General features: G+C 44.6%; 17 protein-coding genes. 1 reads left to right on the top strand and 16 read right to left on the bottom strand.

The window, feature by feature from the left end; translation table 11 throughout:
• Window positions 1-195: 195 nt before the first annotated feature.
• On the bottom strand, window positions 196-2,616 hold the full coding sequence (locus R8N46_RS08040) for a hybrid sensor histidine kinase/response regulator (protein WP_115385852.1): 2,421 nt from the start codon (window positions 2,614-2,616) through the stop codon (window positions 196-198).
• A 51-nt stretch (window positions 2,617-2,667) separates the two neighbouring features.
• On the opposite strand from R8N46_RS08040, the gene R8N46_RS08035 reads away from it, so the two are divergent.
• A complete protein-coding gene (locus R8N46_RS08035; protein ID WP_005378278.1) occupies window positions 2,668-3,279 on the top strand; it encodes a YecA family protein in 612 nt (203 codons plus the stop codon).
• A gap of 73 nt (window positions 3,280-3,352) precedes the next feature.
• On the opposite strand, the gene R8N46_RS08030 is transcribed toward R8N46_RS08035, so the two are convergent.
• The 15 genes from R8N46_RS08030 to cydB all read right to left on the bottom strand — a co-directional run bounded on the left by R8N46_RS08030 (window position 3,353) and on the right by cydB (window position 15,044).
• Window positions 3,353-4,519, bottom strand: a complete 1,167-nt coding sequence (locus R8N46_RS08030; RefSeq protein WP_042522104.1) for a glutathionylspermidine synthase family protein — start codon at window positions 4,517-4,519, stop codon at window positions 3,353-3,355.
• Between the two features lie 8 nt (window positions 4,520-4,527).
• Window positions 4,528-5,097: a DUF1190 domain-containing protein gene (locus tag R8N46_RS08025; protein WP_025766906.1), complete on the bottom strand. Its 570-nt coding sequence runs from the start codon at window positions 5,095-5,097 to the stop codon at window positions 4,528-4,530.
• 8 nt (window positions 5,098-5,105) lie between these two features.
• Window positions 5,106-5,522 (bottom strand): DUF350 domain-containing protein, encoded by a 417-nt coding sequence (locus R8N46_RS08020; RefSeq protein ID WP_005378281.1) that lies wholly within the window; start codon window positions 5,520-5,522, stop codon window positions 5,106-5,108.
• Window positions 5,522-6,565, bottom strand: a complete 1,044-nt coding sequence (locus tag R8N46_RS08015; protein ID WP_017635053.1) for a potassium channel protein — start codon at window positions 6,563-6,565, stop codon at window positions 5,522-5,524. Before R8N46_RS08015 ends, R8N46_RS08020 begins: the two co-directional genes overlap by 1 nt.
• A gap of 118 nt (window positions 6,566-6,683) precedes the next feature.
• On the bottom strand, window positions 6,684-7,745 hold the full coding sequence (nadA, locus tag R8N46_RS08010; protein ID WP_017635054.1) for a quinolinate synthase NadA: 1,062 nt from the start codon (window positions 7,743-7,745) through the stop codon (window positions 6,684-6,686).
• Between the two features lie 251 nt (window positions 7,746-7,996).
• Window positions 7,997-8,749 (bottom strand): tol-pal system protein YbgF, encoded by a 753-nt coding sequence (gene ybgF / locus R8N46_RS08005; RefSeq protein ID WP_005378285.1) that lies wholly within the window; start codon window positions 8,747-8,749, stop codon window positions 7,997-7,999.
• 15 nt (window positions 8,750-8,764) lie between these two features.
• Entirely contained in the window at window positions 8,765-9,289 is a 525-nt protein-coding gene (gene pal / locus R8N46_RS08000) for a peptidoglycan-associated lipoprotein Pal (protein WP_005378293.1), read from the bottom strand.
• Between the two features lie 30 nt (window positions 9,290-9,319).
• The gene (gene tolB / locus R8N46_RS07995; RefSeq protein WP_005387925.1) at window positions 9,320-10,672 is read right to left on the bottom strand and encodes a Tol-Pal system beta propeller repeat protein TolB; all 1,353 of its coding nucleotides are present in this window, start codon (window positions 10,670-10,672) and stop codon (window positions 9,320-9,322) included.
• Between the two features lie 12 nt (window positions 10,673-10,684).
• Complete coding sequence (tolA, locus tag R8N46_RS07990) at window positions 10,685-11,752, bottom strand: cell envelope integrity protein TolA (protein WP_042522108.1); 1,068 nt, start codon at window positions 11,750-11,752, stop codon at window positions 10,685-10,687.
• Between the two features lie 13 nt (window positions 11,753-11,765).
• Complete coding sequence (locus R8N46_RS07985; protein WP_005378298.1) at window positions 11,766-12,209, bottom strand: ExbD/TolR family protein; 444 nt, start codon at window positions 12,207-12,209, stop codon at window positions 11,766-11,768.
• 3 nt (window positions 12,210-12,212) lie between these two features.
• A complete protein-coding gene (tolQ, locus tag R8N46_RS07980; protein WP_005378301.1) occupies window positions 12,213-12,911 on the bottom strand; it encodes a protein TolQ in 699 nt (232 codons plus the stop codon).
• Complete coding sequence (gene ybgC, locus R8N46_RS07975) at window positions 12,901-13,320, bottom strand: tol-pal system-associated acyl-CoA thioesterase (RefSeq protein ID WP_017820044.1); 420 nt, start codon at window positions 13,318-13,320, stop codon at window positions 12,901-12,903. The genes tolQ and ybgC overlap by 11 nt, the downstream gene beginning before the upstream one ends.
• A gap of 172 nt (window positions 13,321-13,492) precedes the next feature.
• A complete protein-coding gene (gene ybgE, locus R8N46_RS07970) occupies window positions 13,493-13,795 on the bottom strand; it encodes a cyd operon protein YbgE (RefSeq protein WP_025766908.1) in 303 nt (100 codons plus the stop codon).
• Window positions 13,788-13,895 (bottom strand): cytochrome bd-I oxidase subunit CydX, encoded by a 108-nt coding sequence (cydX, locus tag R8N46_RS07965; protein ID WP_000270284.1) that lies wholly within the window; start codon window positions 13,893-13,895, stop codon window positions 13,788-13,790. Before cydX ends, ybgE begins: the two co-directional genes overlap by 8 nt.
• Before the next feature lie 12 nt (window positions 13,896-13,907).
• The gene (cydB, locus tag R8N46_RS07960; RefSeq protein WP_006742909.1) at window positions 13,908-15,044 is read right to left on the bottom strand and encodes a cytochrome d ubiquinol oxidase subunit II; all 1,137 of its coding nucleotides are present in this window, start codon (window positions 15,042-15,044) and stop codon (window positions 13,908-13,910) included.
• Window positions 15,045-15,048 lie beyond the last annotated feature (4 nt).

The following is a 15,048-nucleotide window of genomic DNA, read 5'->3' as shown; positions in this document are numbered from 1 at the left end:
GTCACTCCTATAGCTTATGCTACCAAGCTGCGAAAATTCAGAGTATTACCGATATAATCACAGTAGAAGGTCTTGCTGCTTTACTCGTAAAAGTAAAACTGCAAGCCTGTTCATTGCAGGTTAGAAGAGTTTGTGACGACGCTGGATGACGTATGAATAGTAAGAACAATTCACAGTTGCGCCATATTGATTCAGTTATGGTGAGGCCAGCAAAATCGTTAATGTATCGATATCATCTTGGTCCGGGGATTGCTGACGCTTTAAGTTACTTCTTATCCGTTCGGCGACTGAAGAAACGTCGCCACTGAGTTCAAGGGGAGCCTCCGCAATGATCGCTGAAATAGCCTCAAGTGCTTCATTAAGATGTCCATTATCTAGAGCGACATAGAAGTTGAGTAACCACTTTTCAGTATTAAAGCTATCTGCTGCATTTCCATCAAAGTCCGATTGGTACTGATATAACTGTGTCGCATGAAGATACAGTGCATCATTTAATTCAGACTCCACTATTGGTTTCGCTATTATGTGGTCTGCTCCTACATTAATCATACGCTCTTGTGTTTCTTTGAACACATCCGCTGTACAGCCAAAAATCAGTACCGACTTAGCAGGTGAACTCATTGCTCGAATGGCTGATATGGCCCCAACGCCATCTAGAACAGGCATATGATTATCCATCAGTATCAAATCAAATGGTTTGATCGCAACCTCATCGACTGCAAGCTGACCATTTTCGACACTTGTGCACTCAAAGCCCTTGGCTCGGAGGAAAGTTTCCATAATGATCGCATTTGTTCGGTTGTCTTCAACAATGAGTGCTTTCAACCCTTTACAGTTCAATTTATGTGTATTGATTGACTCTACTTTACCTGGCTTGCAAGGTGTAAGGGCAATTTCGACAGTAAAAGTCGTTCCAGCGTCCTCCTGACTCTCTACAACCACTTGCCCACCCATATGTTCCGCGATTTCTTTGACTATTGCTAAACCAAGCCCTGTACCACCAAACCGTCTAGTCGTTGATGACTCCGCTTGCTCAAAAGGACGAAAAATGCGTTTTTGTGCCTCTTTTGAAATACCAATTCCTGTATCTTTTACCTTTAGTATCAGCTTGGTGCCTGCCTTACTCGATTTCTCGGCTAGCTCTACCTCTACGATGCCACGATCGGTGAACTTAACAGCGTTATTGAGTAGATTGAACAGTACTTGACGCAAACGGGCTTTGTCATTGTTGTACCAACGACCCGTTGGTAAATGCGAGACGACTCTAAAGCGAAGACCTTTTTCTGCACATAGAGTTTGATAAACACTCTTGATACTGCCGATAATCGACTCAATTGGGAAAGGCTTATTTTCAAACTCAACATGCCCTTGTTCAATTTTTGAGTAATCTAAAATCTCATTGAGTAATGTCATCATGTGATCACCTGAATCATAAAGTGTTCTCAGGTGCTTACGCTGCTCATCGGTAAGTGGTGTTTTTAACAGTATCTGGGCAGTTCCTAGTACACCGTTCATTGGTGTGCGAATCTCGTGGGACAATGTGGCTAAGAATGCCGTTTTAGCGTTTGTCGAAGCCTGAGCTTTTATTCTCTCCTGCTCTAAATAGATCGTCTTTTCATTGAACTTCTCGATAAGCTGTCCGATTTCGTCATCGCTATCGTAGTCAATATCTATGATCCCACCAGTTTTCGAGTCATCAATCTTAGCGGCAATGCGAACAATTGGTTCAACAATATAGCGATTCAGTAAGTAGTAACCGACCAAGACACACAAGAGCAAAAATGGAATGATCCTCCCCTCAACGCTCATCACTTGTTCAAACACTTGATCGGCGACTTTAGCTTTTGCGTTGACAACTTCCATGCGCCAATCGAACTCTCCGAAATCAAGCTCGCTGACATAAATTTCGTCCGTCAGTTGAAAGTTGTGTTCAATAATCACGTTTGAGTCAGCATCGCGAACCACTACCCCCAAAGAATGCTGGTTCGTGTGCTCTCGAATAAACTGAAAAAGTGCATCAAGTGATAGGTCTACCGTTACAACTCCAGCGAATCGACCGTTTTGGTAGTACGGAGAAGACGCGGTAATCATCTGGACCTGAGTAAAGGTATCGATGTAAACCGTAGACCAACTAACAGAACCTACCGGAGCATCGGCGGCAGCGACATACCAGGCTTCATTATCATAACCGCCAGATTCGGGGTTATTGTAGGAGTGAATTTGGTCAATACCACTATCACTGTTTTTATTGAAGAATAGACTTTTATATCTCCATTGTTCTGCTTTTAGTTCGGGTTTAGGCCATACGCCACCACTAACAAGCATCTTGTCACTCAATTGAAGTATATGTGGAATTATTGTGTTGAGAGATTGAATATTTTCAGTCCCTTGGGCTAGCCCTACTAAGCTGCTCAATACACCTGTAGAACTGAGGAGGGGCTCTTTTATCTCAAGAGCCAGGAGTTGGGTACGTAACTCTAGGTTTTGCTCTAGCTTTTGTCTAACCGGTGGCTCAACAACCAAATAGGCGACAGAACCGATAGTGGCGATAAAGAAGCACAGGTAAAGTGTTAGGGCGAGAATGCTTTTTTTTCTAAGTGATGAGCGAATTTCCATAGATGTGTGAATCATTCCCTAATATCGATTTATCACTAATTGATTGGTAAGATGAGCGCAATCAACCAGCCCATTAACAAATGGTATTCTATTTTGAAACTACAAGACATCCTTTCTCTCCCAGAACTTGACGGTAAACTACTAAACCTAGCAAAAACTCAAGGCTTTGTAACAGCGATGGCTGCAGCGCCAAACGTATTAATGCCTCAAGAGTGGTTGCCATTCTTATGGGGTGGAGAAGAAACAGCGCCATTTACTGACGGTGAACAACTAGAGCAGTACATTGACGAGATTGTACAAATGTGGAACCAAACTCGTCCCGCTCTCCTAGAAGGCACTTGGCAGTGGCCTGCAGGGTGCGCGCTAGATGAGCAAGACATTGTAACAAGTCAGGCTCGCGATTTCTGTGAAGGTGTATTACAAGGCTGGCAACTTGCGCGTGATGACTGGGAAACGTTGATGCCTGAGGATAGCGAAGATAATGCCCTACTCGGTGGTGTTTTACTTTCTCTTACTATGCTTTACGACCCAGAAACAACCATTGAAACATTGGCCGAACAAGGTATGGAAGGCTTAGAGCAGTTTGAAGAGATCTTCAATGCAATGCCAGTGATGTTATGTGGTCTTACCCAGCGCGGTGTTGCATTAGCTGAAGAACAATAGACGCAACGCTGTCGACCATCAAGATTGAACGGCTGAATAGACAAAAAGCTCTCCAAATGGAGAGCTTTTTTGATCATGTTAAAATTACATGTGGAATATACCGCGCCATATCTTGAGTCACTAAGCTACTATCTTCCCTAATCGAAATACCGGCAGCTCTATCATTGACCAACCAACTGCCAATTAACGTATGGTTGTGCCCAAACTTAGGTAGTGGATGGTATTGCTGGACGATATTGAATTTAGATTCATAAGGCCCTGACGTTTTAACAAAACGTTTTCCATCGATGACGATCTCGATGTTCGCGCCCTCTCGAGAAAATAGTGGCTTGATGACATAATCTCTCATAGTGTTCGCTTTTGAATCGTTAGCAAAATAAGCGGGCAAAAGGTTCGGGTGATTAGGAAAGCGCTCCCACAATAACGGTAAAAGTGCTTTATTGGATAGAATCGACTTCCACATCGGTTCTAACCAGTTTACGTTCGCAGTCGCTAAGTACTTCGCATATTCCTCTTCAAACATAAACTCCCAAGGGTAAAGCTTAAACATCCAACGAATCGCTCTGTCGTCAGCATCCACAAACAGACCATCTTCCGTAACTCCAATATCTTCGACATGCACGAATGCCGTTGCTAACCCTGCCTCTCGCGCGCAATCCTCTAAATACTGGACAGTCCCTTTATCTTCTTCAGTGTACTTGCAGCAGCTAAAGTGAAGTGTTTGTCCTGGTTGGTATTTTGCTATTTCGGCAAAGCGCTCGATCAAAAAGTCTTGAAGAATATTGAATTGATCCGCGCTCTGGTGAACTCGACCTTTATTTACAACATCTTCTAGCCACACCCACTGCCAAAAGCCAGTTTCAAACAAGCTGGTTGGCGTATCCGCATTGTTTTCCAGTAATTTTGCTGGCGAGGTCCCGTTGTACGCGAAATCCAGCCGCGAATAAAGCGAAGGTTCGCTTCGTCTCCATGAAGAAGCGACCTGCTCCCACATAGATTCAGGGATCGCACATTGCGTCAGCAACCGCTCACTCCGAACGACTTCATCCACAATAGCCAGGCACATCTGATGCAGCTCTTCAGTGGGCGCTTCTATATCGCGCTCAATTTGCTCCAGCGTGAATTGATAGTAAGCACTCTCATCCCAATACGGTTGGTCATACATGGTATGGAAACCAAAACCAAACTGGCGTGCTAATTCACGCCAGTTTTCGCGCTCTTGTATTTCTCGTCGAAACATAGTGCTTTTTAACCGCCTCGACTGACCGACACCGCTTTACCAAACCCGCCTCGAGACATCGCCCTGCCAATGGTGCCGCCACCACGTTTATTAAGGCTATTAGTCGCAACTTTGGTCGGCTGATTTCGGTAGGAGCCAAAGAATTGTCCTGCTCCATTATAGAATTTGGATTTATAACGGTACATCGGCTCTGAGTAATAGCTCTTGTTATAACCTTTCAACCCGCTTAATGAGCGACTGTAAAAAAAACCGCCAAAGTTAGGTACATAAGCTCGGGAACTGGAACTGTAGTAACAATCATCCTCGTAGAAATCATTCTCGCATTCGAACTCGCTGCGGTAGCGAGGGGCATTTTGTTCGGCACGAGCTAAAGCTTCTTGGTATGCAATGTCACACTGTTCACTAAACTCAGGCGAGTTAGATTTACACTCATCAGCATCAGAAAAAATGTACCCTTCTGTTTTTGACTCGTACGTAGCAAAGAAGAAAATACCACCAAAGGCAGCAAAGGGAAGAATTTTCCCAAGCTTTAAGCTTTTGTCCATGGAAGAACGTTTAACGTTAGAACTCCGCTTCATCGTTCCTCCTAGTAAGTCATGCAAGCGGCATTCAATACGCCGACCGAAACAGAAACTGCGGCTAATACAATACCGGCTGGCAGTTCATCTTTTTCGATACGCTCTGCCACTTTCGGAAGTAAAATAAAGCGTACAATTGCAAATGCGATAATTTGAGCAAGCATTGCAACAACGCCCCACACCATAAAATCGACGATATTGACCGAGTTTTTTGCCGCCCCCGAAATCGCGAGACAATAACCAAGGAAGGCCCCACTTAGCGCAATCGCTGCTGCTGTATTTTGTTTTTCTTTGATCAGATGCCACTCATCGTATGGCGTCAACTTGACGTAGATGAACTTAAACGCCAATACAAAAATAATAGAAACAGAGAAATAGAGTAAAAAGTTTGGGAAGCCTGCTAACAGGCCGGCAATCATGTGCATTATTGTTCCTTGTTCATTTCTTTCCAGGCAAAATCTTCAATACGTTCATCTGCAATGTAAAACAGCTTGGTACTCGCGGGTACTTCAGCATCTAAATCTGGGTTGAGTTGAATACCATCGCCAATATCAAAAGCAATCAGCGTGGCATGATGGCGTCTTTTGAGAAAAACGAAGAGATTCTCAATAGTGGTGGCAGACTGACCCTCGGGATAAATAACTGAGTATTGCGTCATACCTCGTGTTGAAGCCAAAAGCTCCTGATGAAGCGCACTTGAGCCCGGGTCAACCGCCGCTTTTGCCAACATTTCTGCGCCAACAGCAGGTATGCATTCCGCTTTCGGGCAATGCTGACTTAGAAGTCGGCCTAGCGCTTCATCTTTAAAGTAAGCGACCAAATGAGCGGAAGGGTTTACAGATGCGCAGTATAGAGCGGCTGACAAGGTAATGTCGTCCGAGAGATTATCCACAATAATGCAAGCGGCTTCGGCAATATTGGCGTTTTTCATTTCTTGCGAATCGGTATAACTGGTCACTTTGATAAAACTGATTTCGCCAGGTAACGGGTTCTCTATTTCTGAACGGCTGCATAAAACAATCGGACGCTTTCCCTCTTCTTCATGTTGTAACATGCGAATAAGGTGCATCGTCCTCGATCCATTCCAGCCCAACAATACAATATGGTTTTCCACTCTTACTCTCCGTTTTCCTAAAATACCCGCTCGCCAATAGTCCATCGCGGCTCCAGCGACACGCCCCAATAATGCGGCGAATAAGCTCAAACCGCCGGGGATTACAAATAGTACGACAACCCATTTACCCAAATCTGTTACTGGAGAATGGTCGCCATAACCCACCGTACTCGCCGTAACCATGAGGTAATAGATAAAGTTAGCGAAACTGTCTGTTAATGCTGTTTCACCAGCGAGAACCAGCAGCCACCATGAAAGGCTCACATATAAGCCACTAAAGATGAGAAGGCTTCGGTTGCTCAATTTAAAAAGGTGTGAACTAAGCCACTTTTTAACTACTAACCACACCGCCATAAATTTATGACCTCGATATTCATTGATTGCATCAATAGTAACTCATTGATAGTAAGACACAAAAAAACCAGCCATATTCGACTGGTTTTTGAGATTTACTTTCAGTTACGCCTACTTTTTAAGCATTACCTTTCACTTGCATATTTAGCTGCTCAGCAAAATCTAGCATGCGGTTAAGTGGTATAAGGGATTTAACACGCAGTTCTTCGTCAACAAAAATCTCGTGCTCTTTACCACCTTCACTAAGCGCTTTCTCAATTGCTTTCAAACCGTTCATTGCCATCCAAGGACAGTGTGCACAGCTGCGGCATGTTGCGCCTGCACCTGCGGTTGGTGCTTCGATAAGTTCTTTTTCTGGCACTAGTTGCTGCATTTTAAAGAAAATACCTTTGTCTGTCGCAACGATCATTTGTTTGTGAGGAAGCTCTTTCGCTGCTTTGATCAGCTGACTCGTTGATCCAACGGCATCGGCAAGTTCTACGACGCTTGCTGGTGACTCAGGGTGAACCAAAATAGCCGCATCTGGATACACGCTCTTCATTTTTCGTAACGCATCAGCAGAGAACTCATCATGAACCACACACTCACCCTGCCAAAGCAGCATATCTGCGCCAGTTTTGTTAGCGATGTACGATCCTAGGTGACGGTCTGGTCCCCAAATAATTGGCTTATCTTCAGCGTCTAAGTGTTCCACGATTTCAAGCGCAATACTCGATGTAACGACCCAGTCGGCACGGGCTTTAACCGCTGCTGAGGTGTTTGCGTAAACTACAACCGTATGATCAGGGTGAGCATCACAAAACTCGCTGAACTTATCCGCAGGACAGCCAAGGTCGAGCGAACATTCCGCTTCCAACGTTGGCATTAGAATGCGCTTTTCTGGTGTCAGAATTTTGGCCGACTCGCCCATAAAGCGAACACCACCAATAATCAATGTACTTGCAGGGTGACGATTACCAAACTTCGCCATTTCCAACGAGTCACCAACAAACCCGCCAGTGTCTTCAGCTAGGGCTTGAATCTCAGGGTCGGTATAGTAGTGCGCGATAAGTACCGCATCTTTTTCTTTGAGTAACTTTTTAATACGCTCAATGTAAGATGCTTTTTCTTCTTCGCTTAATGGAACTGGTTTCGGTGGGAATGGGTAAACAGTGTCGATTTTATCTAATATATGGCTCATTGCTCTTGCTCTACGCAACTTCCTTTAATCCGAGTATTGTAACCTCGTTAATTTTCAAAAACCAACTTGTCGCGGGGATTTCTAGCGATCTAGCCGTATATCTTTGTTACAGGTAGCATTTCCGAGTAGCGAAATTCGGTGCAACATAAGGTCAGAGGCTCTGCATCATTGCTATCGACTTAGCCGTTCTGCACCAACAGAAAATGGAAAAGAAAAAGGAAGCCGAAGCTTCCTTTTTAAAACATAACGTCTTACAGCTTAGAGCTGGCAAGTTTTGCAGATGCACTACCTGGGTATTCATCAACCACTTGTTGGTAGTACTTTTTCGCTTGAGCTGCATTGTTATTACGCTCAGCGATTTCGCCTAACTTAAGCAACGCATCGGCTCGCTTATTGGAGTCCTTATAAGACACCACAGCGGCAAAACTTTTCACTGCATCCTCATCCTGCTTTTTAGCGAAGTACAACTGACCTAACCAGTAGTGAGAATTCGCTGAATATGTAGAATCAGGATAATCTTTCTGGAACTGCTGGAACGCTGCAATTGCACCAGTGTAATCACGCTTTTTGAGAATGAGGTCAACTGCATTCTGATATGCCGTTTGCTCATCAACATTTGGAGTGTACTGGCCACCTGTTTTCACAGGTTGTGCTTCTTGTGCAGGTGTGGATTTTATCTCTCCACGAACACGATCCAGCTCGACAAACAACTCACGTTGACGTTGCAACATTTGTTTCATTTCGTAGCTATTTCGCTCTAATTGACCACGCAATTCACTGATCTCTTGTGACATTTGGTCAATTTGCTGTTGCATTTGGAGCTGAACGCGATTGCGATTTTGTAGCAAACGTTCTAGACGTTCTACTTCCGTTTCAGATGAACGGCTCTTAGAGACGGATGATGTGCTGTTGAGATCGGATACTGGAGCTGGTGCAGCGAACGCAAAGTTCGCTGCACTTGCCAGTAACGTAAGCGCAACAGCGCGCTTAGTGTTACTGAACATGAGGATTACCTCGAATTAGTATACTAGAACCGCGCGACGGTTCTTAGCGTAAACTTCATCTGATTGACCTAGAAGAAGTGGCTTCTCTTCACCGTAGCTAACGATTGAGATTTGGTCAGCTTGAACACCTAGTGCTTGTAGGTAGTTCGCTACTGCTTGTGCACGACGCTCACCTAGAGCAATGTTGTACTCAGGTGTACCGCGCTCATCAGCGTGACCTTCGATAGTTACGTTAAGTGCTGGGTTCTTGCTTAGGTAAGAAGCGTGAGCCGCTAGCATCTCTTCGTAATCTGCTGCAATTGTTGAGTTGTCAAAAGCAAAGTAGATTGTTTGAGTTTCACGTAGCGCTTGCTCTTTTAGCTCTTGCTCTGTCAACTGACCGCTTTGATCAATTGGCGTAGCTACTGTTGTTTCCACTGCGCCATTGTTGTTTGTTGCTGCACCAGTGTTAGAAGCAGCGTCGTCGCTTGAACTACACGCTGTAACAGCCATTACAGGAAGCGCGATTAGTAGCCCTTTTAGAACCTTGTTCAGTTGCATCTTATTTTCCTTTATTAATCAAACTTATTACTACAAAAACGGTGACCATGCAGGCGCTCGAACACGCCCATTTGTTGCCGGTAATCTAGCCTTGAATCGACCATCAATTGACACCATCGATAGTACGTTTTTCTTGTTGTAAATCGAGCTATACACAACCATGCCACCGTTTGGGGCAATACTAGGAGACTCATCAAGCAAGGTCTTAGTTAAGACTTGAAGAGCACCAGTTTCCAAATCTTGTTTCGCCAAATTAAATCCTGCGTTGCTGCGGTTCACCATAACTAGGAATCGCCCATCAGGAGTAATCTGACCACCCAAATTTTGGCTGCCTTGCCAAGTCAAACGGTCAATAGAACCGCTGCCCAAATTTACTTGATAAATCTGTGGTTTACCACCCCTATCCGATGTGAAAATCAACGATTTTCCATCCGGATGCCAGAACGGTTCCGTATTATTTGATCTGCCACGCGTAATTTGCGTCAGCTTACGAGTGTTAAGGTCAAACGTATAAACATGAAGCGAGCCTGTTTTAGAAAGAACAATCGCTAACTTATTGCCATCTGGCGAAAATCTTGGCGCACCATTGTGACGTGGGTATGAAGTAATTTTCTCACGTTCACCGGTGTAGATGTTCATGATGAAGATTTCTGCTTGGCCATTTTGGAAGCTAACATACGCAAGCTTTTTACCATCTGGTGACCACGCTGGTGACATTAATGGTTGCTTAGAACGTAAAACCAGACGCTCATTGTAGCCATCGTAATCAGCGACTCGAAGTTGGTAAGGGAAACGGTCTTTATCGTTCACTACCACATATGCGATACGAGTCATGAAAGCGCCACGGTCGCCAGTTAACTGTTCATACACCAAATCAGAGATACGGTGAGCGTACTCACGCATACGAGGCCCTTGAACAGTGGCTACTTTATTGAACAGCACATGATCTTTTGACAGAACCAATTCACCGTCACTACCAAGCGCCTTACTCTTCCCACCTGTTAACTGACCACGCACAATATCAACAAGTTGATAGTTGATAACGTAGTCACCTTGGTCGTTTTGCTTGATTGAACCAGTCAATAGCGCATCCACACCTAAATTGGTCCAAGCATCAAAATTAACTTCTGATTCACTGAACGGTGTTTGTGGCATTTTGCTCGTTGGAACTGGGCTGAATTTACCACTACGTTGTAAATCCGAGGCGATAACAGCAGAAACATCCGTTGGAAGCGCTTGTGTGCCCTCCCACTTAAACGGAACAACAGCAATTGGTCGTGCTGAATCAATACCATCGGTAATGACCAACTCTAATGCGGCATTCGCCACATTTGTCATACTGCTAAACAGTACAAACATTCCTAGTAAAAGGCGTCTAATCACGTCTTATTCCTTTTAGTCCAAAGCAACAGTTATGTTGATGTCTTTTAGTCTTTCATTGACCGCTGATTCTGAAGATTTAGGGAACGTCCCTACCTGAGCTATTGCTCGCTTCGCCGCAGCACATACTCGAGTATCGCCACTCAAAACGGTAACACCAGAGACCATCATATCAGTTCCTGTCGGAATCAATTTGATGTTTACCCTACACTCCTTTCCCAGCAAGTAGTCATCCTTAATCAGCTTTTGCTGAATATTTTGAGTATAGATGGATGACATACGAGAAAGTTCGTCGTCAATAAATTGATTGCGCGCAGCACTGTTTTTACTGACCTCATCCTCGAGACCCGCAAAAATATCATCTAACGCGGCTTCTTGAGCTTTACGCTCACGCTCGGCACGCTCAGCTGCTTCTCTCGCTTTACGCTCTCGCTCCGCTGCCTCTTTTGCCGCTTTCTCTTTTGCAATGCGCTCTTGTTCAGCTTTTTCAGCAGCTTCACGCTCACGACGTGCTTTTTCTTCCGCTTCTTTTGCTGCTTTTTCACGAGCCAAACGTTCTTGCTCAGCTTTTGCTATAGCCGCTTCTTTTGCTAAACGCTCCTGCTCAGCTTTACGCACGGCTTCTTCTTTTTCCTTGCGCTCTTTTTCTAGCTTAGCAGCTCGCTCTTTTTCTTTGCGAACACGTTCTTCTTCCTGCTTGCGCTCTTGCTCTTTTTTCTTACGTGCAGCTTCTGCTTCTCGCGCCGCTTGAGCATCTTTCGCTTGCTGCTCTTTCAACTTGCGAATTTGCTCTTCTTCAGCTTTGCGGTTTTTTTCTAGCTGCTCTGCTTCGCGTCTCAGTTTATCAAGACGCTCTTGTTCTTTTTTCGCTGCCTTTTCGCGTTGCTGGCGAATTTCTTTCGCTTGTTGCTGCACAAGTTTTGGATCGATGACAACAGCTTGAACCATTTGCCCTGTAGGCTCTGGTTTAGACATGTTGAAGTCCGTCCCCCAAAGCAGGGCTGCAACTAGAATTGCATGCAAACCAACCGATATTGCTATCGGTTTGGCGTATTGGTTGGGTTTCTTCTTGTGATCTTTCATAGATAATTGATGTCTATTCCCTGATATCGGTCATTAGACCTACCTTAGGGATACCAGCTCTACTTAGTTCATCTAGCAATAGAACAACATCGGCATATGGTGTTGCCGCGTCGCCACCTACCGCAACTGGTGAATCCGGCTTAACCTCTCGCTCCGCTTTCACTCGCACAATAACATCTTGCAACGACAAACCTCGCTGAACTTCTTCATCATTTACGCTTAGGCCTAAATTACCCTCGCTATCAATTTCGATGATAATAAAGCTACTGTCAGTCTCGCCAGCAAGGTCTTGCATAGATTCTGCGGTCGATGTTTTCGGAAGATCAACGTCGACGCCTTGAGTCACAAATGGAGCGGTCGCCATAAAAATGATCAACAGTACGAGCATTACGTCGATATACGGAACAACGTTGATCTCCGCTGTCATTTTTCGCTTTTTAGGTTGATAACCCGCCATGCTTTATTCCTTATCCGCGCTGTCTCGGCCAGCCATCGCTTGACGATGAAGGATGCTGTGGAATTCTTCAGAAAATGTTGCGTAAGTGTGCTCTAGTTTACTCACTTTATTGCTTAGGCGGTTGTACGCCATTACTGCCGGAATAGCCGCAAATAGACCCATCGCTGTCGCGATAAGTGCTTCGGCGATACCCGGTGCAACCATAGACAGCGTAGCTTGCTTTACTTCACCCAGCGCAATAAAGGCGTGCATGATGCCCCAAACGGTACCAAATAGGCCGATATAAGGGCTTATAGAGCCGACTGTTGCCAAAAACGGTAAGCTTGTTTCTAGCTCATCTACTTCACGAGAAACAGCAACGCGCATTGCGCGGCCAGTGCCTTCCATGATGTAAGCTGGTGAATTTGCGTTGCTCTTACGTAGGCGAGCAAACTCTGTAAAACCTGCGTAGAAGATTTCTTCTGTGCCTTCAATTTCGTCTTTACGCGCTTTTACTTTTTGGTAAAGCTGAGAAAGATCAGTACCCGACCAAAATTTGTCTTCAAACTGCTCTGCATTTTTTGACGCTTGAGAAAGCACTTTGCTGCGCTTGATGATCATTGCCCATGACACAATTGACATGCCAAGCAACGTCAGCATCACAAGCTTTACCAACAGACTGGCCTGAAGAAAGAGATCTAAAATGGAAATATCAGCAGTCACTATTTGTTAGCTCCGAATTTATAAAGGTTGGAATAGCTATTGGTTTCATTTTCTTATTATCGATACATGCTACCTTAACCGAGGCCTTGCACAATATCTTGCCTTGATCATTGACCAACTCTTGACAGAATTGCAGAGAAGCACGTTTTATTTCTGACACTCGGGTTACGACTGTCAGATGCTCGTCCAGCCTAGCGCCTTGGTTGAAATCGATATCCATGTGTCGGACAACAAAGCCGATATTTTGTTCCAGTAACACATGTTGAGAAATGCCTTTAGCACGTAACATCTCTGTCCGTGCGCGCTCAAAGAATTTTAGATAATTAGAATGATATACAACACCGCCCGCATCAGTGTCTTCATAGTACACAGTGATCGGCCAGTGAAAGAGATTTGATGTGCCTTGCAAGGGAGTACCAATATATTCAATTCTTTAAAGTAATTACTATAACTGAAGCGACAGCAATTGGTACCGAGCTAAGGAAATATTTTTGAAATTTGTAGAAAAAATAAAAGCTAGGCGAGATACCTAGCTTTTATTCGATGATTTAGTAACCGACTTTATTACAGCATATTTCAGCCTAAATGAAATAAAGTGCCGTTAGATAAATTAAGATAGCTAACGAGAAATAAGGACTAAACAAAACTTGCCAGTACCAGTTTCTTGGCTTGAAGCCCACCCCATACACCATGCTTGAACATACAGACCAAATCAGTGCTGGTGCGGTGATTGAGTTAAAACCACCAATTGCTTGATGGTAAGCTTCAGGGTCCCACATCACCAATCCTACGTGCATAAAGCCAAGGATGAGAGATAAGACTCGTAGCAGAGTCTTATCCATTGGTGCGTGAAGTTTCGCTACCTTATCAGCGAGGTTACTCACTGTCTTTATCCATCATTTCTGAGTGCTCTAGCCAAAGAGCGTTGATGATACCGAATGCACAAGCAAGTAGTACACCTAGAATCCATGCGAAATACCACATAGTAAATGCTCCTTAGTAAAGTGAGTTTTTGTTGTCTTCAATGTACTGGTCATCAAGGCGACCAAACATCTTGTAGTAAGTCCAAGATGTGTAACCAAGGATGATTGGCACCATAACAAACGCAACGCCTGTCATTAGGTTCAGAGTCAGCTCAGATGACGTTGCATCCCACATTGTTAAGCTGTGGCTTGGCATTAAGTCTGAAGGCATGATGAATGGGAACATCGCAAAACCTGCAGTAAAGATAACACCAGCAACACCCAAGCTTGAAGTAATGAACGAAATCGCACATTTTTCAAGACGAGATGCCAATACAGCGAGAAGCGGCATTGCAACACCTAATACAGGAGCAGCCCATAGTAGTGGGTAGTTTTCAAAATTCTTCATCCACGCACCAGCTTCACGGATAACCTCTTTGTTTAGAGGGTTAGAAGCAGCGTTAGTGTCGATACCGCCAACAATGACGTAGCCATCGATATTTTGGATCCAGAAACCAGCCGCTACAAACGCAGCAACCGTCAGTAAACCAGCCAACTGAGCAACGTTGCGCGCACGCACATGCACTTCGCCTGTTGTTTTCATTTGTAGCCAAGTAGAACCTTGCATCAAAATCATGAACAAGCTTACTAGACCACACAACAGTGCAAATGGGTTTAGTAGACCAAAGAATGAGCCATGGTATGTTGGCATCAAGAACTCGCTCAATTGGAATGGTACACCTTGTAGAAGGTTGCCAAACGCTACACCAAAGATGATTGGCGGAACAAAACCACTGATTGAGATACAGATATCCCAGGTATTGCGCCATTTTGGATCTTCGATTTTAGAGCGGTAGTCTAGGCCCAGAGGACGAAGCCATAGCGCTGCTAGTGTCAAAATCATCGCTAAGTAGAAGCCTGAAAATGACGTTGCGTAAACCAAAGGCCAAGCTGCGAACAGTGCACCACCAGCAGTGATAAGCCAAACTTGGTTACCATCCCAGTGAGGAGCAATTGAGTTAATCATGACACGGCGTTGCGTGTCGTTTTTACCGATGATAGGTACAAGCGCGCCTACACCCATATCGAAGCCGTCTGTTACTGCAAAACCAACTAGTAGAACACCGATTAGTACCCACCAGATGAGTCGCAAGATTTCGTAATCAAACATCTTG

The sequence above is a fragment of the Vibrio sp. 1874 genome (assembly GCF_033344395.1).
Taxonomy (GTDB): domain Bacteria; phylum Pseudomonadota; class Gammaproteobacteria; order Enterobacterales; family Vibrionaceae; genus Vibrio; species Vibrio alginolyticus.
This window is presented reverse-complemented; position numbering and strand designations above follow the sequence as displayed.

What these genes read in the sequence shown, in the direction of transcription:
- R8N46_RS08040 (WP_115385852.1), bottom strand. Translation starts at nt 2,616, where the DNA reads ATGGAAATTCGCTCATCACTTAGAAAAAAAAGCATTCTCGCCCTAACA.
- R8N46_RS08035 (WP_005378278.1), top strand. Translation starts at nt 2,668, where the DNA reads ATGAGCGCAATCAACCAGCCCATTAACAAATGGTATTCTATTTTGAAA.
- R8N46_RS08030 (WP_042522104.1), bottom strand. Translation starts at nt 4,519, where the DNA reads ATGTTTCGACGAGAAATACAAGAGCGCGAAAACTGGCGTGAATTAGCA.
- R8N46_RS08025 (WP_025766906.1), bottom strand. Translation starts at nt 5,097, where the DNA reads ATGAAGCGGAGTTCTAACGTTAAACGTTCTTCCATGGACAAAAGCTTA.
- R8N46_RS08020 (WP_005378281.1), bottom strand. Translation starts at nt 5,522, where the DNA reads ATGCACATGATTGCCGGCCTGTTAGCAGGCTTCCCAAACTTTTTACTC.
- R8N46_RS08015 (WP_017635053.1), bottom strand. Translation starts at nt 6,565, where the DNA reads ATGGCGGTGTGGTTAGTAGTTAAAAAGTGGCTTAGTTCACACCTTTTT.
- nadA (WP_017635054.1), bottom strand. Translation starts at nt 7,745, where the DNA reads ATGAGCCATATATTAGATAAAATCGACACTGTTTACCCATTCCCACCG.
- ybgF (WP_005378285.1), bottom strand. Translation starts at nt 8,749, where the DNA reads ATGTTCAGTAACACTAAGCGCGCTGTTGCGCTTACGTTACTGGCAAGT.
- pal (WP_005378293.1), bottom strand. Translation starts at nt 9,289, where the DNA reads ATGCAACTGAACAAGGTTCTAAAAGGGCTACTAATCGCGCTTCCTGTA.
- tolA (WP_042522108.1), bottom strand. Translation starts at nt 11,752, where the DNA reads ATGAAAGATCACAAGAAGAAACCCAACCAATACGCCAAACCGATAGCA.
- R8N46_RS07985 (WP_005378298.1), bottom strand. Translation starts at nt 12,209, where the DNA reads ATGGCGGGTTATCAACCTAAAAAGCGAAAAATGACAGCGGAGATCAAC.
- cydX (WP_000270284.1), bottom strand. Translation starts at nt 13,895, where the DNA reads ATGTGGTATTTCGCATGGATTCTAGGTGTACTACTTGCTTGTGCATTC.
- cydB (WP_006742909.1), bottom strand. Translation starts at nt 15,044, where the DNA reads ATGTTTGATTACGAAATCTTGCGACTCATCTGGTGGGTACTAATCGGT.